The 19,053-nt window shown below is 62.1% G+C and carries 16 protein-coding genes; 13 read left to right on the top strand and 3 right to left on the bottom strand.

The features are described from left to right. Positions 1–82 precede the first annotated feature (82 nt). Positions 83–763: a response regulator transcription factor gene (locus ACR0DA_RS04510; protein WP_093961855.1), complete on the top strand. Its 681-nt coding sequence runs from the start codon at positions 83–85 to the stop codon at positions 761–763. Further along, positions 756–2,126: a sensor histidine kinase gene (locus ACR0DA_RS04505; RefSeq protein ID WP_170363629.1), complete on the top strand. Its 1,371-nt coding sequence runs from the start codon at positions 756–758 to the stop codon at positions 2,124–2,126. The genes ACR0DA_RS04510 and ACR0DA_RS04505 overlap by 8 nt, the downstream gene beginning before the upstream one ends. A 25-nt stretch (positions 2,127–2,151) precedes the next feature. Here ACR0DA_RS04505 and ACR0DA_RS04500 read toward each other — a convergent pair whose 3' ends face one another. Next, positions 2,152–3,330 carry a cytochrome P450 gene (locus ACR0DA_RS04500; protein WP_480753905.1) on the bottom strand — a complete coding sequence of 393 codons (1,179 nt, stop codon included), beginning with the start codon at positions 3,328–3,330 and terminating at the stop codon, positions 2,152–2,154. 142 nt (positions 3,331–3,472) lie between these two features. Here ACR0DA_RS04500 and ACR0DA_RS04495 point away from each other — a divergent pair, with 142 nt between their 5' ends. After that, positions 3,473–3,820 carry a TfoX/Sxy family protein gene (locus tag ACR0DA_RS04495; RefSeq protein ID WP_170339541.1) on the top strand — a complete coding sequence of 116 codons (348 nt, stop codon included), beginning with the start codon at positions 3,473–3,475 and terminating at the stop codon, positions 3,818–3,820. Positions 3,821–3,880: 60 nt separating this feature from the next. Here the strand turns inward: ACR0DA_RS04495 and ndk are convergent, their stop codons facing one another. Together ndk and ACR0DA_RS04485 are read right to left on the bottom strand one after the other, a co-directional pair. Further along, on the bottom strand, positions 3,881–4,303 hold the full coding sequence (gene ndk / locus ACR0DA_RS04490) for a nucleoside-diphosphate kinase (protein WP_027237357.1): 423 nt from the start codon (positions 4,301–4,303) through the stop codon (positions 3,881–3,883). Positions 4,304–4,422: 119 nt separating this feature from the next. Continuing rightward, positions 4,423–5,625, bottom strand: a complete 1,203-nt coding sequence (locus ACR0DA_RS04485; protein ID WP_480753103.1) for a multidrug effflux MFS transporter — start codon at positions 5,623–5,625, stop codon at positions 4,423–4,425. 106 nt (positions 5,626–5,731) lie between these two features. On the opposite strand from ACR0DA_RS04485, the gene ACR0DA_RS04480 reads away from it, so the two are divergent. The 10 genes from ACR0DA_RS04480 to ACR0DA_RS04435 all read left to right on the top strand — a co-directional run bounded on the left by ACR0DA_RS04480 (position 5,732) and on the right by ACR0DA_RS04435 (position 19,022). Next, the gene (locus ACR0DA_RS04480; RefSeq protein WP_170433047.1) at positions 5,732–7,585 is read left to right on the top strand and encodes an ABC-F family ATP-binding cassette domain-containing protein; all 1,854 of its coding nucleotides are present in this window, start codon (positions 5,732–5,734) and stop codon (positions 7,583–7,585) included. Continuing rightward, positions 7,582–8,202 (top strand): MarC family protein, encoded by a 621-nt coding sequence (locus tag ACR0DA_RS04475; RefSeq protein WP_093961850.1) that lies wholly within the window; start codon positions 7,582–7,584, stop codon positions 8,200–8,202. Before ACR0DA_RS04480 ends, ACR0DA_RS04475 begins: the two co-directional genes overlap by 4 nt. 42 nt (positions 8,203–8,244) lie before the next feature. Next, a complete protein-coding gene (locus tag ACR0DA_RS04470) occupies positions 8,245–8,826 on the top strand; it encodes a retropepsin-like aspartic protease family protein (protein ID WP_480753101.1) in 582 nt (193 codons plus the stop codon). A 51-nt stretch (positions 8,827–8,877) separates the two neighbouring features. Then, the gene (locus tag ACR0DA_RS04465) at positions 8,878–9,498 is read left to right on the top strand and encodes an ImuA family protein (RefSeq protein WP_170366968.1); all 621 of its coding nucleotides are present in this window, start codon (positions 8,878–8,880) and stop codon (positions 9,496–9,498) included. 66 nt (positions 9,499–9,564) lie between these two features. Beyond that, the gene (locus tag ACR0DA_RS04460) at positions 9,565–10,779 is read left to right on the top strand and encodes an MFS transporter (RefSeq protein WP_170339548.1); all 1,215 of its coding nucleotides are present in this window, start codon (positions 9,565–9,567) and stop codon (positions 10,777–10,779) included. Further along, on the top strand, positions 10,776–11,375 hold the full coding sequence (locus ACR0DA_RS04455) for a YceI family protein (protein ID WP_170338990.1): 600 nt from the start codon (positions 10,776–10,778) through the stop codon (positions 11,373–11,375). Before ACR0DA_RS04460 ends, ACR0DA_RS04455 begins: the two co-directional genes overlap by 4 nt. A gap of 76 nt (positions 11,376–11,451) precedes the next feature. After that, a complete protein-coding gene (locus tag ACR0DA_RS04450; RefSeq protein ID WP_170363635.1) occupies positions 11,452–12,675 on the top strand; it encodes an MFS transporter in 1,224 nt (407 codons plus the stop codon). 69 nt (positions 12,676–12,744) lie between these two features. Beyond that, positions 12,745–14,463 carry a methionine--tRNA ligase gene (metG, locus tag ACR0DA_RS04445; protein ID WP_480753099.1) on the top strand — a complete coding sequence of 573 codons (1,719 nt, stop codon included), beginning with the start codon at positions 12,745–12,747 and terminating at the stop codon, positions 14,461–14,463. Between the two features lie 239 nt (positions 14,464–14,702). Beyond that, complete coding sequence (locus tag ACR0DA_RS04440; protein ID WP_170339557.1) at positions 14,703–15,881, top strand: efflux RND transporter periplasmic adaptor subunit; 1,179 nt, start codon at positions 14,703–14,705, stop codon at positions 15,879–15,881. Between the two features lie 3 nt (positions 15,882–15,884). Next, complete coding sequence (locus ACR0DA_RS04435; protein WP_170357584.1) at positions 15,885–19,022, top strand: efflux RND transporter permease subunit; 3,138 nt, start codon at positions 15,885–15,887, stop codon at positions 19,020–19,022. Positions 19,023–19,053: the final 31 nt, after the last annotated feature.

Raw genomic sequence — 19,053 nt, 5'->3', positions numbered from 1 at the left:
ATTGCCGGGTGCGGATTTCGCACCCGGCAGTTTTTTTACCTGTCCATACGTGATTATATCCTGAGTGAAAGGAAATCCGACCATGAGCAGACGTCTGTTGATCGTTGAGGATGATGAAGACACGCGGGACTTCATCGCCAAGGGATTTGGCGAGGAAGGTTATGTCGTCGAATGCGCCGAGGACGGCCGCGAAGGTTTGTACCACGCGACCGACGGCGGATTTGACGCGGTCGTTCTGGACAGGATGCTGCCCGGGCTGGACGGTCTGGCCCTGATAAAGTCGATGCGCGCCGCCGGGGTCAAGACGCCGGTTCTGATGCTGACAGCCATGAGCGCCGTGGACGAGCGGGTGAAAGGGCTGCATGCGGGTGCCGACGACTATCTGGTCAAGCCCTTCTCATTTCAGGAACTTCATGCCCGGATCGAAGCCCTGTTGCGCCGACCTCAGGAATCCGAGGAAACCCCGACCCTCAAATGCCGCGACCTTGAAATGGATCTGCTGACCCGAAAGGTCACACGCAACGGTCGCGAGATCACCCTGACGCCCAGAGAGTTCCAGATTCTGGAATTCTTCCTTCGCCGGAAAAACCGGGTGGTGTCGAGGACGATGCTTCTCGAAGGTGTCTGGGACTATCATTTCGACCCGAACACAAACGTCGTCGACGTTCACATCTCCAAACTGCGTCGGCAATTGGATGAAGGTGGTGAACCTCCACTGATCGAAACCGTGCGCGGGGCTGGCTACATGGTTTCTGATGGTTAAGTCGCCCTTGTCGTTCAAGGACTCCAGGACGCGGCTGGTGCTGGCCAGCATGGTGCTCAGCACATTGCTGACTGCGGCCGTATTGTTGCTGGTCTATATCACCGCCAACCGTACGATCGAAGGCGAAACCCGATCTGTCGTGTCCGCCGAGCTGACCGGGCTGGCGGACGAGTACGAACGCCTGGGGCTGGTCGGCCTGATGGTGGCCATCGAACGCCGGCTTCCGACCGCGTCCGAGCGCGATGCGCTTTACCTGTTGGCTGACCGCTCGGGAAAAACCTTGGCCGGCAACCTCAAGCGATGGCCCGAAGGCATCGCCGCTGGCAGTGGGTGGGTGGATCTGGAACTGCGCAGAACCGAGACGGATCAGCTGGTCCCGATCTCCGCCGCATCGATCTTACTGCCCGGCGGCGAACGGCTGTTGGTGGGCCGCGACGCCCTCGCCCGTCAGCAGTTCGACCGGGTGCTGTTTCATTCGGTGGCGCTGGCCCTGGGCGCGGCCCTTGCGCTGAGCATTCTGACCGGTTGGCTTTTGACCCGTCTGGTGTTTTCGCGGCTGAAGGATATCGCCGACACCGCAGAAACCATCGTGTCCGGCGACCTGTCCCAACGAATGCCACAGCGTGGCACCGGCGACGAGTTCGACCAGATGGCAGGCACATTGAACAACATGCTGGACCGGATCGAAGAGTTGGTTAGCAACTTGCGCACCACGTCAAATTCGATCGCGCATGATCTGCGGTCACCTCTGTCCCGGTTGAAGCAGCGGGTGGTCGCCTTGGCCGAGCCAGGCAAAAGCGACCTGGATCGTGAGGTCGACATCGCCCGGGCAACGGCCGAAATCGATCACGTGTTGCGGGTTCTCGGGCAGCTGACCGAAATCTCACGCGCCGAGGCGGGGTTGGGGCGGGAGCAGTTTGAACCTGTGGATCTTGAGCGCTTGGTCAACGATGCCGTGGAGTTGTACGAACCGGTCGCGGCCGACAAGGATGTGCGCCTCGAGGTCACGGGTCGGGCGGCTCCGATCATGGGGCACCGCCCTTTGCTGTCGCAGGCCCTGTCGAACCTTCTGGAAAACGCCATGCGCTATGCCCCTGAAGGAACTGCAATTTCCATCGAACTGCGCGAAGACGGCCCGTTTGCCCTGCTGAGTGTCCGCGACCGCGGCCCGGGCGTGCCGGCCGAGATGCTGTCGCAGCTTCAACTGCCCTTCGTCACGCTCGATCCCGCGCGATCGGACCGAAACTCAGGCCTCGGACTGGCTTTGGTGGCGGCCATCACCCGCATGCATGGCGGGGGCTTCAGTGCCCAGAATGCGGATCCCGGGCTGAAGGCAGTTCTGAAGCTGGCGCAAAAACCCTAGGTTAACGCCCCACCCCTTTTGTCGATCAAAGGGACGCGGGCAAGGAAGCATATCCGCGGAACCGCATACGCCCACCTCTGACACGTTCATCGGACAGTTGGAAATCTGGGAACCGTGTCACGAACCGCGACAGGGCGACCCGCCCTTCAAGGCGCGCAAGTGTAAGACCTGCGCAAACGTGCGGCCCACCGGCAAAGGCAAGGTGACGGTTCGGTTTGCGCGAAATGTCGAACAAACCCGGGTCTGGGAACACGGCCGGATCCCTGTTTGCAGCGCCGATACACAGATGAAGGTTGGTGCCCTTCGCAATCGGACACCCGTCAATCACGATGTCAGCCGTCGTTTCCCGGTTGCCGAACTGGTTGGGTGAACGGAACCGCAAAACCTCTTCGACCGCCGTATTGATCAGGCTTGGATCATCCATAAGCCGCTGACGCTGCTCCGGGTGGTCATGCAGCAAGGCCAACCCGTTTCCGATCAGGTTCGTCGTGGTCTCATGACCCGCATTCAGAATGAAGATGCAATTCTGAAGCAACTCGATTTCACTCAACTTTTCGTCGGCCCCTTCGCCGCGGATCAACCGGGTCAGGACGTCGGTTTCGGGGTCGCCGGGCGTGGCCCTGCGCCGGGCCACCAGATCGGCCAGATACTCCTTGAAGTCCCGAACGGCCGCATGGCCGTCCTCGAGTTGCTGGGCGCTCAGTGCCGGTTCGAGCGCCCCAAGAATGGCCAGGGACCAGTCGCGCAGCGGTTCGCGCTCGTCCACCGGTACGTCCAGAAGGTTTCCGATGATCTGGATCGGGATGGTGGCGGCATAGTCTTCGATCAGATCCACTTGCCGCTTGTCTTCCAGGCGATCCAGCAAACGATCGACGGTCTGGATCAAACCGGGCTCCATCCGGGCGATGGCGCGCGGGGTCAGGGCCGAAGTCATGATTTTGCGAACCCGCGTGTGCAATGGCGGATCCGAGAACACCAGCGAGGTGGTGTGATGCTCGAACAATGGTGATCCCGGACCAAACTTTGGTCCGAACACGGCCTTTTTGTCGGACGAGTACAGGGTCGTGTCCCGATAGATCCCGTCCAGATCAGCGTGCCGCGACAATAGAACCGAGCCATCGGGCTGCGCCAGAACCGGCGCCGAAGACAGCAGCGCATCATAAAACGGGAAGGGATTGTCGATGAAGCCCTCGGGCGGGTTCATCAGGTCCAGATTGCTGATGTCGCTTGTCAATTCCTTCCCCCTCCTGCACGGACCCGTCGCTCAATGCCTAGCGCAACGGAATTCGTCGCACAACGTTCCGGCGGGCAGTGACAGCACGCCCTGGCAAAGCTAAGAAAGAAACATGCCCGAACCTGTGTCTTCCATCCGCAATCTTGGACCTGCTTTCGAGCAGGCCTGTGCCCGTGCGGGCATCCACTCGGCCGAAGAGCTACGCGAACTTGGTGCCGATGCGGCTTATGCCCGGCTGATACAGGCCGGAACCCGGCCTCATTTCATCGGCTATTACGTGTTGGTCATGGGCTTGCAGGGCCGCCCCTGGAACGATTGCAAGGGCGAAGAAAAGAAAGCCCTGCGCGCAAGGTTCGATGCTTTGAAATCGTCAACAAACCAAGCTCCGGCGTCCCGGATCGTCGCGGATCTGGATGCCATCGGTGTACGTGTCGGCCCTGACGATCTGAAATCCGTCTGACCAACAAAAAACCGCGCCCGAAATCGGACGCGGCAATCTCGACAGGTATCGTGGTGCGGCTTAGCCGACCAGTTCGATGCCCGAGAAGAAATATGCGATCTCAACCGCTGCGGTTTCCGGCGCGTCCGAGCCGTGAACCGAGTTCTCACCGACGGACTCGGCGAATTCGGCGCGGATGGTGCCCGGTGCCGCATCGGCGGGGTTGGTTGCACCCATGACTTCACGGTTCTTGGCGATGGCGTTTTCGCCTTCCAGAACCTGAACGACAACCGGTGCCGACGACATGAACTCGCACAGTTCGTCATAGAACGGACGCTCGGCATGAACTTCGTAGAACTTGCCGGCTTGTTCCTTGGTCATGTGGATGCGCTTCTGCGCGACGATGCGCAGGCCGGCTTCCTCGAACTTGGCGTTGATCTTGCCGGTCAGGTTGCGGCGGGTTGCATCGGGCTTGATGATCGAAAAAGTGCGTTCCAGTGCCATATCGGGCCTCTCCTTGGTCTGACGGCGCGGGCTGGGCCGCGCGAAATTCATCGCGCGCCGCCTAACACGGTATTTCGCCCGTGAAAAGTGGAATGATGGCGCGATCGCGCCTTTGGGCGTCAGATTGCGTCGGGAAGCGGGTCCCGTGCATCCACCCAACGGACATACAGAACGGCCAAAAGGCCCAGAAAGCTGCTGCCTGCCATCATCGACAGCACCAGATACGGGCCGTTTTCGGGGCTGACCGCAGCTCCGGTGATCGAAGTGATGACCGCACCGAGCGCGACGATCAGAGCGCCCGACAGGCCCGCCGCGCTGCCGGCCAGTTGCGGTCGAACCGACATGACGCCCGCAGACGCGTTGGCGTTCGTCAAACCGTTTCCAAAACCAACAAATATGGCTGATCCAAAAAACACCCAGACCGACCCCATCCCCCCTAAAAACAGCAACAGCCCGCAGAACGGCCCGACCGAGGCGATGATGCGCCCGGCCAGAATCATCGTCGTCAGCCGAGTACGCGCGGCGATCCGACCCGTTACGAAATTGCCGACCATGAAACCGCCGGTGATGATGCCGATCCCCAGGCCCAGTGTGGCGGGGCTCAGATCGAACCAGGCGGCGGCCACCAGGGGCGCCCCGGTGATGAAACTGTAGAACCCCCCGATCGAGAATGCCGCGCACAACGCGTAGCCCCAGAACCGCCGGGCACGGAACAGGTGCGGGTATTCGCGCATCTGCGCGGCAAAGGTGGCAGAGCGGTTGTGGTTGGTCTCGCCCATATCCGCCCAGAGCAGCGTCAGCAGCGCCGCCCCTGCAACCGTGTAAAAGACGAACCCGGCCCGCCAGCCGAACAGCATTTCCAAAGTGCCGCCCAGCATCGGGCCCAGCATCGGCGCCAAAGCCATTGCCATGGCGACATATCCCAGCTTGCTTGCGGCCTCGTTGGGCGGAAACTGGTCGCGGATCGACGCGGCAGACAGCACCGAGCCCCCAACCACGGCGGCCTGCATCAGACGGAACCCCAGAAAGGTCCAGATCGACTCCGCCAAAACACAGCCAAGTGACGCGGTCACAAAGACCGCCATGCAGGTCAAAAGAACCGGCCTGCGCCCGAACCGGTCGGACATCGGGCCCAGGATCAGTTGCAGCACGGCGGACACGGCCAGATAGGCCGCGATCGACAGGTTCACCAGCGCATAATCCGCCCGAAAATCGACCGCCATGTTCGCAAGCGACGGAAGGAACATGTTCAATGACAGCACGGACAGCCCCGTCGCCAGAACAAGGGTCACCAAAGAGGGTGGAGTTTGTGCCGCCCGCATCCCAACATCCGAATTTCGTTCATCTGCAAAAGCGCTAGCACAGCACATGCGGTTTGCACATGGCTTGCGTCTGGCGGTGCCAGTATCGCTCTGCTAAGAGCGGCCCATGCTACGGATCGAGAACATCACCTATTCGGTCGAAGGCCGCCCTCTGTTCGAGGGCGCCAGCGCGACCATTCCCGAAGGCCACAAGGTCGGTCTGGTCGGCCGCAACGGCACCGGCAAGACCACTCTGTTCCGCCTGATCCGGGGCGAGTTGGCGCTGGAATCGGGCAGCATTACCCTGCCCCGCCGCGCGCGGATCGGCGGCGTGTCGCAAGAGGTACCCTCGTCCAATGTGTCGCTGATCGACACGGTCCTCGCCGCCGACACCGAGCGCAGCGCCCTGATGGCCGAGGCGCAGCAGGCCACCGACCCCGACCGGATTGCCGAGATTCAGACCCGGCTGGCCGATATCGACGCCTGGTCGGCCGAAGCCCGAGCGGCTACGATCCTCAAGGGGCTGGGCTTTGACGATGCCGATCAGCAGCGGCCCTGCTCCGATTTCTCGGGCGGCTGGCGGATGCGGGTCGCTTTGGCGGCGGTTCTTTTCTCACAGCCCGACCTGCTGCTGCTGGACGAACCGACCAACTATCTGGACCTTGAAGGCGCGCTGTGGCTGGAAAGCTATCTGGCAAAATATCCGCATACGGTCATCGTCATCAGCCACGACCGGGGCCTGCTGAACCGGGCGGTCGGCTCGATCCTGCATCTGGAAGACCGCCAGCTGACCTATTACGCGGTGCCCTACGACAAGTTCGCCGAACGCCGCGCCGAACGTCTGGCTCAGGCCGAGGCCGAAAACGCCAAGGCCAAGGCCCGCATCGCCCATCTGCAAAGCTTCGTTGACCGGTTCCGCTACAAGGCGTCCAAGGCCGTTCAGGCACAATCGCGGCTGAAGATGATCGAACGGATCCAGTTGATCTCGACCCCGCAGGAGGCCGCCTTGCGCGCCTTCTCGTTCCCCGAGCCCGAGGAACTGTCGCCCCCGATCATTCAGATTGAGGGCGGCGTCACCGGCTATGGCGACACCGAGGTGCTGCGCCGGCTGAACCTGCGCATTGATCAGGACGACCGGATCGCGCTGTTGGGGAAGAACGGTCAGGGAAAATCGACACTGTCCAAGCTGCTGTCGGACCGGTTGCCCCTGATGGCTGGCAAGATGACTCGCAGCAGCAAGCTGCGCATCGGGTATTTCGCCCAGCATCAGGTGGATGAGCTGCATGTGGACGAAACACCGCTGGATCACCTGCGGCGCCTGCGCCCGACCGAGACCCCGGCCCAGCTGCGCGCGCGTCTGGCCGGTTTCGGGTTGGGCGCGGATCAGGCCGAAACCGAGGTGGGCCGGCTTTCAGGCGGCCAGAAAGCGCGCCTGTCGCTGCTGATCGCGACGATCGACGCGCCGCACATGCTGATCCTCGACGAGCCGACCAATCATCTGGACATCGAAAGCCGCGAGGCCCTGGTCGAGGCGCTGACCGCTTATTCCGGTGCTGTGGTTCTGGTCAGCCACGACATGCACCTGCTGGGGCTGGTGGCCGATCGGCTGTGGTTGGTCTCGGACGGCACGGTCAAACCCTTTGACGGCGACCTGGAAGCCTATCGCCAGATGCTGCTGGCGCGCGACAAACCACCGGCCCGGGAAAAACCGGCCGCCAAACCCAAACGCGCCTCTCGCGATACCATTCTCGCGCTACGGGCCGACCTGCGGAAATGCGAGGAACGGCTGGAGAAATTGACGGACATGCACGAAAAGCTCTCGGCCAAATTGTCCGACCCGGCCTTGTACGAAGATGACCGGATCGCTGATCTGGAAACCTGGAACCGAAAATTCGCCGAGGTGGTCGAGGCCATGTCCCGCGCCGAGGCGCTGTGGGTCGCCGCCGCCGAGCGGCTGGAAAGCGCAGAGGCCGCCGCATGATCGAAATGGCATTCTTCATAACCGCGTTCACAACCCTGTTCGTTGTGATCGATCCCTTTGGCACCGCACCGATCTTCGTCGCGCTGACACAAGGAATGGACCCGGCCACCCGTCGCCGCGTCGCCTACCGCACGTGCCTGACCGCTTCGGGCATCCTTATCGCCTTCGCCGCTTTCGGAGAGGCGGTTCTCGGCTTTGTCGGCATCTCGATGGAGGCTTTCAAGGTCGCTGGCGGCGCATTGCTGTTTCTGACCGCGCTCGACATGCTGTTCGAGCGGCGCAACAAGCGGCGCGAGGACCGAGCGGAAGAAGAAGAGCACCCTGACCCCTCGGTCTTTCCGCTGGCCATTCCGCTGGTGGCCGGGCCCGGATCGATCGCAACGATCATCCTTCTGGCCGGTGAGCACCCCGGCATTCAGGGCATCGCTGCCGCTGTCGGCGTGATGCTTGCCGTGATGGCGGTTGTATTGCTGTTCTTCTTGTCCAGCGGCCTGATCGCGCGCATTCTGGGCAAGACCGGCCTGACCGTGCTGACCCGCCTTCTGGGCATGTTGCTGGCCGCGCTGTCGGTTCAGTTCATTCTTGACGGGCTCAAGGCCTTTGGGTTCGCGTCCTGAAACCCCATATTGACCTTATGAAAGAAGGTTTCGGGTGCCCGCATGGATGGTAACGATTTTGGACGGTTGGCCTATCTGGTTCTGCTGGGAGCCGCACTGCTGATGTGGTTCTTCACTCACAATCGGCAGTCGTTGGGGAAGACCCTGCAGATGGCTATGGCCTGGGTCTTCATCTTCTTCGGGATCATTGCCGTTGTCGGCCTTTGGGGCGACATCCGCTCGACCGTTGGCGTATCTCCGCAGATGTCCGTGACCGGAGATGTGATCGAAGTACCCCGCTCGTTCGACGGGCACTACTACTTGCCGATGCTGGTGAATAGCAAACCGGTGACATTCCTGGTGGATACCGGGGCCAGCCAGATCGTGCTGAGCCCGCAGGACGCGGAGCGCGTCGGATTCGATACCGGTCAGCTGACCTTTCACGGGCGTGCCTCGACCGCAAATGGGGTGGTCCAGACTGCGCCTGTGCGCCTCGACAGCCTGGCGTTGGGGCCCATCACGGACCGAAATGTTGCGGCATGGATCAACGGAGGAGATCTGGACCAGTCCCTGCTGGGCATGGATTACCTGCACCGTTTTTCCAACATCCAGTTTTCTGACGGCCGGATGATCCTGTCGCGCTGAATGGCGGCTTTCGGGATTGAGAACAAAGTACGAACATGCTAGCATTCGGCCATGTCCACGCATCTTCTTGGCCGCAAACCGGCGCGCGCGGCGCCGGGGCTGACCCTGCATGATGAGATTTCGCTGCAACTGGCCCGCGTGCACGAGGCCTGCGGCCCCGCGCGGCGCAGCTTTGCCATGTGGCTGGCCGGTCAGGCGCAGGGGCCGGTTCTGTGGATCTCGCCCGCGTGGGAGGCCGATCAGCTGAACCCCGACGGCATGATGCCCTTTGCCGATCCCGCCCGTTTCCTGTTCGTCCGCCCCACCCGGGCCGAGGACCTGCTGTGGTGCATCGAAGAGGCGCTGCGCAGCGGGGCGGTGCCGCTGGTGGTCGGCGATCTGCCGGGGGCACCGGGTCTGACGCCGGTGCGCCGGATGCATCTGGCCGCCGAACAGGGGGGCACGATGGGTCAGGCCCCGCTGGGGCTGCTGCTGACCCCGGGCGACGGCGGCGCGCAGGGGATCGAGACGCGCTGGCACATGGCCCCGGCGCACACGGGCCAGACCCGCCGCTGGACCCTGACCCGCCGCCGCGCCCGCGCCCTGCCCCCGGTCAGCTGGCACGCCACCCAGACCGCGCCGCGCGCCGGGCTGCACCTGCAACGGATCGGCGCCGAGGAAACCTGCGCCTGACCGACCGGCCCCGGATCACGCAAGTTGTGACTGGTCAAACTGCATCCCGCCCCCTAGCGTGCCGAAATGACCCATCCGATCCACGACAGCCGCTATTCCTGGCTTCGCCTTCTGGTCACGCTGGCCATTGCGGCGGTGGCCAATGTGGGCATGTGGGCGGTGATCGTGGTGATGCCCGCGATCGAGACCCAGTTCGGCGCCAGCCGGGCCGAGGCCTCGATGCCCTACACGCTGGCCATGATCGGATTTGCGCTTGGCAACATGTGGCTGGGTCAGGTGGTGGACCGGCTGGGCGTGACCAAGGCGCTGATCGGTGCCGCAGGCCTCAGCGCGCTCAGCTATCTGCTGGCGACATGGGCGCCGACGATCACGATGCTGTCGGTGGCGCATCTGCTGCTGGGCCTGGGCACCGCCGTCGGGTTCGGCCCGCTGATCGCCGACATCTCGCACTGGTTCCTGCGCCGACGCGGGATCGCCGTGGCGCTGGTGGCCAGCGGAAACTATCTGTCCGGCGCGATCTGGCCCACGCTCCTGTCCGGTATCCTCGCCCGCGACGGGTGGCAGCAGGTCTATCTGACATTGGCGGTCATCACCCTGATCGTTGTCATCCCGCTGTCGCTGCTGCTGCGCCGGCAGGTCCCGGCCGAGGCGCATGGCACCGCCGCAGCCGCCGCGCAGATCAACGCGCGCAGCGTCGGCCTGTCGCCGCGGACCCTGCAATATGTTCTGGGCCTCGCCGGAATTGGCTGCTGCGTCGCAATGTCGATGCCGCAGGTCCACATCGTCTCGTACTGCGTAGGCTTGGGCTATGGCCCGGCGGTCGGGGCCGAGATGCTGTCGCTCATGCTGATGGGCGGTGTCGTCAGCCGGATCATCTCGGGGCTGGTGGCAGACAAGTTGGGCGGCGTTCACACGTTGCTGATCGGGTCGATCCTGCAATGCATCGCCCTGTTCCTGTTCCTGCCTTATGACGGGATGGTGTCGCTCTATGTCATCAGCCTGTTGTTCGGACTGGCGCAGGGCGGCATCGTGCCCAGCTATGCGCTGGTCGTCCGCGAATACATGCCCCCGCAAGAAGCCGGGGCACGGGTCGGTTTCGTGATGATGATGACGATCATGGGCATGGCGCTGGGTGGCTGGATGTCCGGCTGGATCTATGACGTGACCGGGCAGTATGAACTGGCCTTCGTGAACGGGATCCTGTGGAACGGGCTGAACATCGCCATTATTGCGACACTGCTGATGCGCTCGCGGCCGCGCCAGGGGCGGGTTCCGGCATGAGCCGCCTGACCCGCCGAACTCTGGTACTGGCGGGGCTGGCATCGCTGCCCTTGGTGCGGCACGCCGTGGCCGCCCCGGTTCCGTATATACTTGAAACACAAGGGACATTGATCGAATTCACATTCGGTCTGGCTGGCTCGGCCCAGACCGGCACCATGCCGATCCAGACCGCTGACGTTCTGGTGGACACGAAAAACCTGCGCAACAGCATGGTCGACGTCGTCCTGAACGTCGCCGAGGCACGCACGAAACTGCCGTTTGCACGCGGCCCGATGCTAAGCCGATCCGTGTTGGATGCCGCGCGGTTTCCATCTATCCACTTCGTCTCGACGGCCGTCAGCCTTGGCCCCGGCGGACGCATTTCCGACGGAGCGACCGTCACCGGCGATTTGACGGTGCGCGACGTGACTCGTCCGATCACTCTCGATGCCGCGCTTTATCGCCCGCCGGGTTCCGCAAAGGACGATCTGGACCGGCTGTTCATCCATTTGACCGGCGCGTTGAACCGGAACGATTTCGGCGCCACCGGCTATGCGGACCTGGTCGACGAAACTGTGGGATTGAACATACGAACCGAAATTCGCAGAAAACCCTGAAACTGGCGGAAAACGACACCACAAAGTCGAATAGCCGCGCGCATCGACATGCGCCATTCGGACATCTACTGGACCCATGCGTACCATCATCTCATTCGCCGCCCTTTTTCTTTCGGTCATTCTTTTGCAGCTTTCCACGGGCGGCGTGGGTCCCCTGGACGCGATATCCGGCCTGACGCTGGGGTTTTCGACCGAACAGATCGGCCTTTTGGGCTCGGCTCACTTTTTGGGCTTTTTCGCAGGATGCTGGTGGGCGCCAAGACTGATGGGATCCATCGGGCACTCGCGCGCCTTTGCGGTCTGCACGGCTCTGGGCGCGATGGGTCTGATTGGCCACACGCTGACCGAAAACCCCTATGCCTGGGCCGCGCTGCGCATTGCCTCGGGCACCTGCGTAGCGGGTTGTTATACCGTCATCGAGGCCTGGCTGAACGCCAAAGTCACCAACGAAACCCGCGGCCGCGCCATGGGCACATATCGGTTGGCCGATATGGGAGCCTCTCTCAGCGCGCAGTTGATCATCGCCGTTCTGCCGCCTGCCTCTTATGTCTCTTACAACCTGCTGGCCATCCTGTGCTGTGCCTCGTTGCTGCCGCTGACCCTGACGCGCGCCAGCCAGCCCGAAACCCCGGACGCACCGCGTTTGCGGCCCAAGCTGGCCTGGCATTGCTCGCCCTTGGCGGTGGCTGGAGTGATCGTCTCGGCCATCAGCTCTGCTTCGTTTCGGATGGTTGGTCCCGTCTACGGACAAGAGGTTGGGCTGGGCGTCGATCAGATCGCGTTCTTTCTGGCCGCCTTTGTACTGGGCGGCGCGCTGGCGCAGTATCCGGTCGGGTGGCTGGCCGACAAATACGACCGGCGCTGGGTGCTGATCTGGATGTCGATTGCCGCCGTTGTCAGTTGCAGCATCACCATGGCCGCCAGCGGCACGGGCACTGTGGGCGTCATGCTGGCCGCCGGATTGTTCGGAATAACGACCTTTCCGATATTCTCGATCTCATCCGCGCATGCCAACGACTTCGCCACCACCGAGCAGCGGGTGGAACTGTCGGCGGCGCTGATGTTCTGGTATGCGCTGGGGGCTATCGCCTCGCCCTATGTTTCCTCGACGCTGATCGAGCAATTCGGCCCCGGCGCGCTGTTTGCCTTCGTGGCATTGGGCCACGCGGTTCTGATCGTGTTTGGACTGGCGCGGATGCGCTCGCGCCCGACACCTGAGGAACGCACCAACTACGTCTACGCGCCGCGCACGTCCTTCACCATCGGCCGCCTGCTGAAACGCTCGCGCGAAGGGCGATAGCATTCTGGGGCTGGGATTTCCCGATCCGGTTTGATAGAGCGCGCGCAGACAGTTAGGCGGAAACCAAACATGGCTCGGATTCTCATTACCTCGGCAATTCCCTACATCAACGGGATCAAGCACCTTGGCAACCTGATCGGCTCGCAGCTGCCGGCGGATCTGTTCGCGCGCTACCAGCGCGGCCGTGGCAACGAGGTCATGTTCCTGTGCGCCACCGACGAACACGGCACCCCGGCCGAGCTGGCCGCGGCCAAGGCGGGCAAACCGGTGGCCGAATACTGCGCCGAGATGCACGAGGTGCAGGCCGACATCGCCAAACGCTTTGGCCTGAGCTTCGATCATTTCGGCCGGTCGTCCAGCCCGCAGAACCACAAGCTGACCCAGCATTTCGCCGGCAAGCTGGCCGAGGCCAGGCTGATCCGCGAAGTGACCGAAAAGCAGGTCTATTCCAACGCCGATGGCCGGTTCCTGCCCGACCGCTACATCGAAGGCACCTGCCCCAACTGCGGTTACGAAAAGGCCCGCGGCGACCAGTGCGAGAACTGCACCAAGCAGCTGGACCCGACCGATCTGATCGACCCGCGCAGCGCGATTTCCGGCTCGACCGACCTTGAGGTGCGCGAGACCAAGCACCTGTACCTGCGCCAGTCGGCGATGAAGGATCAGCTCGACGCCTGGATCGACAGCAAGAGCGACTGGCCGGTGCTGACCACCTCGATCGCCAAGAAATGGCTGCATGACGGCGACGGCCTGCAGGACCGCGGCATCACCCGCGATCTGGACTGGGGCATCCCGGTCAAGAAGGGCGACGAGGACTGGCCCGGCATGGAGGGCAAGGTCTTCTACGTCTGGTTCGACGCGCCGATCGAATACATCGCCTGCGCCAAGGAATGGGCCGACGCCCACGGCAAGTCGGATGCGGAATGGGAACGCTGGTGGCGCACCGACAAGGGCGCCGACGACGTGCGTTACGTGCAGTTCATGGGCAAGGACAACGTGCCGTTCCACACCCTGTCCTTCCCGGCCACCATCCTCGGCTCGGGTGAGCCGTGGAAGCTGGTCGATCACCTGAAGTCGTTCAACTATCTGAACTATGACGGCGGACAGTTCTCGACCAGCCAGGGCCGCGGCGTCTTCATGGACCAGGCGCTGGACATCCTGCCCGCCGACTACTGGCGCTGGTGGCTGCTGAGCCATGCGCCCGAAAGCAGCGACAGCGAATTCACCTGGGAGAACTTCCAGCAATCGGTCAACAAGGACCTGGCGGACGTGTTGGGCAATTTCGTCAGCCGGATCACCAAGTTCTGCCGCTCGAAATTCGGTGAAGAGGTTCCGTCCGGTGGCGAATACGGTGAACGCGAACAGGCGCTGATCGAGGAACTGACCAAGCGCATTCGCGCCTACGAGGCGCACATGGAGGCGATGGAGGTCCGCAAATCGGCGCAGGAACTGCGTGCGATCTGGGTTGCGGGCAACGAATACCTGCAGGCCGCTGCGCCTTGGTCCACCTTCAAAGAAGACCCGGAACAGGCCGCCGCGCAGGTGCGGCTGGGCCTGAACCTGATCCGGCTTTATGCGGTACTCAGCGCGCCGTTCATCCCTGAAACTTCGGCCAGAATGCTGAGCGCGATGAACACGCTCGATACCAGCTGGCCCGAGGACGTGGAGGCCGCGCTGAACGCCCTGCCCGCCGGACACGCATTCACGGTGCCGGACGTTCTGTTCGCCAAGATCACCGACGAACAGCGCGAAGATTGGCAAACACACTTTGCCGGAGTGCGGAGCTGAGTACAGCAAGGGGGCCGGCGGCCCCCTTTTTTTCAGCCAACTGACCCGACCGATCCGATGAAATCGTCGGACGAAATTGGTTCGACGGCCGAGACATCCCCGGACAGGGTTCGAGCGTTTAAAATTCAAATACTTGAGAATTTTCAACAATGCCTCCATCCTGACTTGGAGTTTAGTCGACTCGGGCTTCAGGAACGGTCCGGCTCGACCCAAATCCCGGTTTGAATGAGGCACTCGCAATGACCGTTGAAAAGACGCTTACCCACACGACCAGCAATCGAACGCTCTCGCGTCTCGGCCTTTGCGCGACACTGCTGGCATGCCTTGCGTTTACACCGGTCGCATTTGCCCAGGATCAGTCGGATGCACCGCCGCCCAAGGTTTCGATTGCGGCCGCATACACACAGGAAATCACCGAGGAGGCTGTTTTTATCGGGCGGGCCGAAGCCACGGACAACGTGGATATCATCGCACGAGTCAGCGGCTTCCTGGAAAGCCGGAATGTCGAAGAAGGCTCGTTGGTCAACGAGGGTGATCTGCTGTTTACCATTGAGCCCGACCTGTACCAGGCCACGCTGGACGCCCGAAAAGCGGATCTTGATCGGGCCGAAGCCAATCTGGAACTGGCCAAGGTCGACCTGGCCCGCAAGGAAGAACTGTACAGGCGCGACGCAACGCCGGAATCCGAGCGCGACATTGCCCGCGCGAACGAGCTGGTCGCCGAAGCCGAAGTCAAAGCGGCCAACGCAGCCATTCAACAGGCGCAGCTTGATCTGGACTACACGCAGATCCACGCGCCGTTTTCCGGCCGGATCGGTCGGATCAGCACCAGCGTCGGCGACGTGGTCGGCCCCAACACGGAACCGCTGGTCAACCTGATCAGCGAAGCGCCGATCTACGTTAATTTCTCGTTGAATGAGAAGCAGTTCACCTCCGTTCTTCAGACCGTTGGTGAGACCGCCTCCACCCTTGCTGAAAGCAACAAGAGCCCGGTTGTCCGGCTTACGCTGCCCAATGGTACCGAGCTAGAAGAAACCGGCAAGATCGTGTTCGTGGACAACCGGATCGACCCGTTGACCGGCGCGATCACCCTGCGCGCCGAGTTTGCAAACGACAAACGTCTGATCGTGGATGGCGCCTTTCTGAACGTTCACATCGAAGCGCTTGAACCCACGCTTGAAGTGCTGATCCCTCAAGCTGCCCTGCAGCGAGATCAACGCGGAGAGTTTGTGCTGGTCGTCAACGACAAGCAGATGGTCGAACAGCGCTACATCACGACCGGCGACACGGTCGGTTCTGCCGTGATCGTCAAGGAAGGTCTGCGCGAGGGCGAAAGCGTCATCGTGGAAGGGCTGCAAAGGGTGCGCCCGGGTGTTGCCGTTGACGCCGTTGTCGCCTCTGAACAGCCGGGAGAATAACTGATGTTTTCCGCCCTGTTCATCAGCCGGCCCAAGCTGGCACTTGTGATCTCGCTTGTGCTGACAATCATGGGGGCGATCGGCTACATGGTCCTGCCGGTTGCCCAATTCCCGGACATTACCCCGCCGGTGGTCAGCGTCACGACGACGTACACTGGCGCTAACGCCGAAACCGTTGAAAACACGGTTGCCGCGCCGATCGAAGCGCAGGTCAACGGCGTGGATGACATGATCTACATGACGTCCACATCCTCGGACAACGGCTCGTATTCGCTGAACATCACGTTCGAGGTGGGCACCGACCCCGACATCGCATCGGTCAATGTGCAGAACCGTGTGGCGCAGGCCATGTCCTCGCTGCCGACCGAAGTCACCTCGTCGGGGGTGGTGACGCAGAAAGCGTCGACCAACATGCTGTTGCTGGTCACCCTGACCTCGCCCAACGGCACCTATGACAGCGTGTTCCTGTCGAACTACGCGTCGATCAACCTCAAGGATGCGCTGGCACGGGTGCAGGGCGTGGGCAAGGCCGACGTTCTGACCAACCTGGAATACGCGATGCGGATCTGGATGGATCCCGACAAGATGGCCGCCCTTTCCATCACGCCGGGTGACGTGATCTCGGCCATTCGCGAACAGAACATCGAGGTTTCCGCTGGCTCGATCGGCGCCCCGCCGGTGCCTGAAGGCCAGACCTTTCAGTACACGATCAAGACCAAAGGCCGCCTGACATCGGCCAAAGAGTTTGGCGATATCGTCATTCGGACCGGCGATGCTGGGTCCATCGTGCGGGTCCGTGACATCGCGCGCGTCGAACTGGGGGCGGAATATTATGCCGCATCAGGCTATTTTCAGGCCGTTCCGGCGACGGTAATCGGCATCTACCAAGCGCCGGGCGCCAACGCGCTGGCCGTGTCCGACCGCGTCGAAGCCGAACTGGAGCGTCTTTCACGGTCGTTCCCGACCGATGTGGAGTATGCGGTTCCCTTCAACACTACGGACTTCGTCGAACAGTCTCTGAACGATGTGGTGTCGACGCTGATCCTGACCTTCATTCTGGTGATCTCGGTCGTGTTCATCTTCTTGGGAAGTTGGCGGGCGACCATCATTCCGGCCGTGGCGATTCCGGTCTCATTGATCGGGACATTTGCGTTCCTGCTGCTGTTCGGGATGTCGCTGAACACAATCTCGCTTTTTGCACTCGTGCTGGCCATCGGGATCGTGGTTGACGACGCGATTGTGGTCGTCGAGAACGTGGAACGGATCATTGCCGAGGAAGGCCTGCCGCCGGCCGAAGCGACCCGCAAGGCCATGGGGCAGATTACCGGCCCGGTCATTGCGACAACTCTGGTTCTGCTGGCCGTGTTCGTCCCTGTGACCTTCATGCCCGGTATCTCGGGGCGACTGTATTCACAGTTCGCGGTTACGATCTCGACCGCCGTCGTCATCTCGTCCATCAATGCGCTGACCTTGTCGCCAGCGCTGTGCGGTTTGGTCCTTCAGGCACGTTCAGGCCCGCCCAAGGGTCTGCTGGCGGTGTTCGAGAAATTCATCGGGACGATGCGCGCAGGTTATGTGTCCATCGTGCGCAAGCTGCTGATCGTCCCCGTGGTCTCGCTCGGGATCATCGCGGGCTTTGCCTTTGGCGGCGTGACTATCATGTCGAACACCTCCAGCGGGTTCCTGCCGCTTGAAGACAACGGCTATCTTTTCGTGGACATCCAATTGCCCGACGCGGCCACACTGGAGAGAACCGAGGCGGTATCCAAACGCGTGGATGACCAGATCCGCGAGATCCCGGGCGTGGCGAATACCGTTCTGATCAACGGTTTCTCACTGCTGAACGGAACCATCACCAACGGTGCGGCAGTGTTCGTCAACCTCGACAACTGGGACGAACGGCAAGACGAGGATCTGACGGCGGACGCCATCCTGCAGAAGGTACTGGCCATCGCCAACGGCGAATCCGCCGCCTCGATCGTCGCATTCAACCCGCCGCCGATCCAAGGTCTTGGCATGTCGGCGGGCGTCGAAATGGAGGTTCAGCAAACCGGAGGCGGCTCGCCGCAGGATCTGGCCTCGGCCGTGGGATCCTTTGTCTACGCTGCCAACCAGCGGCCTGAAATCGGCCAAGCCTACACGACTTTCCGGGCCAACGTCCCGCAGCTGTTCGTGGATCTGGATCGGGAAAAGGCAAAAACTCTGAACGTATCGGTCGCCGAAATCTTCCAGACCATGCAGGCTCAGCTTGGCTCGTACTATGTGAACGACTTCAATCTGTTCGGCCGCGTCTATCGCGTGATGATCCAAGCCGAAGGGTCGTATCGTGACAATGTCGAGGACATCTCGAACCTGTACGTCCGCTCGAACACCGGTGAGATGGTCCCGCTGGGAACGCTCATCGACGTCGAAAACGTGCTTGGCCCGGTTCTGTTGAAACGCCACAACCTGTTCCGTTCCGCGACGGTGACGGCGGTTCCGGCAGAAGGTCTGTCGACCGGTGACGCAATCACCGTGATGACAGAAGAGTCGGCGACCGCCCTGCCCCCGGGATATGCCTTTGAATGGACCGGAACCGCCCAACAACAGCTGGCATCCGGCGGGCTGGTCGTGGTGATCCTGGGGCTGGCGATCCTATTCGGGTATTTGTTCCTGGTCGGACAGTACGAAAGCTGGACGATGCCGGTCTCGATCCTGCTGTCGGTGATCGTGGCCCTGTTCGGCGCGGTTGCGGCGGTGGCGATCGTGGGCAGTGACATCAACCTGTACACGCAGATCGGGATGATCATGCTGGTGGGGCTTGCGTCAAAGAACGGTATCCTGATCGTGGAATTCGCGATGGAGCAGCGAGCCAAGGGGCTGTCTGTCAAGGACGCTGCCGCCGAGGCCGCGCATCAGCGTTTCCGGGCCGTCATGATGACCGCGCTGTCCTTCCTGCTGGGCGTTGTGCCCCTGCTGGCAGCCAGCGGTGCTGGTGCCGCCAGCCAGAAGGCGATTGGTGTGGCCGTATTTGGCGGGATGCTCGCCGCGACACTGTTCGGGGTGATCCTGGTGCCGGTCCTCTATGCGGTGATGCAGAGCATGCGAGAGTGGATCAAGGGCACGAACAAGGATCCCGATCCTTCTGAAAAGGCGGCCTGACCGACAGAAAAAAGAAACGGCCCGCGACATC

Source organism: Ruegeria sp. CI8 (assembly GCF_056536865.1).
The sequence above is the reverse complement of the archived record's forward strand: the minus strand, read 5'-3'. Positions and strand labels throughout refer to the sequence as shown.

Bases quoted from the DNA above. Each gene is read 5' to 3' on its own strand.
- ACR0DA_RS04465 (WP_170366968.1), top strand. From the start codon at position 8,878: ATGTCCACGCATCTTCTTGGCCGCAAACCGGCGCGCGCGGCGCCGGGG.
- ACR0DA_RS04500 (WP_480753905.1), bottom strand. From the start codon at position 3,330: ATGAACCCGCCCGAGGGCTTCATCGACAATCCCTTCCCGTTTTATGAT.
- ndk (WP_027237357.1), bottom strand. From the start codon at position 4,303: ATGGCACTGGAACGCACTTTTTCGATCATCAAGCCCGATGCAACCCGC.
- ACR0DA_RS04470 (WP_480753101.1), top strand. From the start codon at position 8,245: ATGGATGGTAACGATTTTGGACGGTTGGCCTATCTGGTTCTGCTGGGA.
- ACR0DA_RS04460 (WP_170339548.1), top strand. From the start codon at position 9,565: ATGACCCATCCGATCCACGACAGCCGCTATTCCTGGCTTCGCCTTCTG.
- ACR0DA_RS04450 (WP_170363635.1), top strand. From the start codon at position 11,452: ATGCGTACCATCATCTCATTCGCCGCCCTTTTTCTTTCGGTCATTCTT.
- metG (WP_480753099.1), top strand. From the start codon at position 12,745: ATGGCTCGGATTCTCATTACCTCGGCAATTCCCTACATCAACGGGATC.
- ACR0DA_RS04455 (WP_170338990.1), top strand. From the start codon at position 10,776: ATGAGCCGCCTGACCCGCCGAACTCTGGTACTGGCGGGGCTGGCATCG.
- ACR0DA_RS04495 (WP_170339541.1), top strand. From the start codon at position 3,473: ATGCCCGAACCTGTGTCTTCCATCCGCAATCTTGGACCTGCTTTCGAG.
- ACR0DA_RS04485 (WP_480753103.1), bottom strand. From the start codon at position 5,625: ATGCGGGCGGCACAAACTCCACCCTCTTTGGTGACCCTTGTTCTGGCG.
- ACR0DA_RS04480 (WP_170433047.1), top strand. From the start codon at position 5,732: ATGCTACGGATCGAGAACATCACCTATTCGGTCGAAGGCCGCCCTCTG.
- ACR0DA_RS04475 (WP_093961850.1), top strand. From the start codon at position 7,582: ATGATCGAAATGGCATTCTTCATAACCGCGTTCACAACCCTGTTCGTT.
- ACR0DA_RS04505 (WP_170363629.1), top strand. From the start codon at position 756: ATGGTTAAGTCGCCCTTGTCGTTCAAGGACTCCAGGACGCGGCTGGTG.
- ACR0DA_RS04510 (WP_093961855.1), top strand. From the start codon at position 83: ATGAGCAGACGTCTGTTGATCGTTGAGGATGATGAAGACACGCGGGAC.
- ACR0DA_RS04440 (WP_170339557.1), top strand. From the start codon at position 14,703: ATGACCGTTGAAAAGACGCTTACCCACACGACCAGCAATCGAACGCTC.
- ACR0DA_RS04435 (WP_170357584.1), top strand. From the start codon at position 15,885: ATGTTTTCCGCCCTGTTCATCAGCCGGCCCAAGCTGGCACTTGTGATC.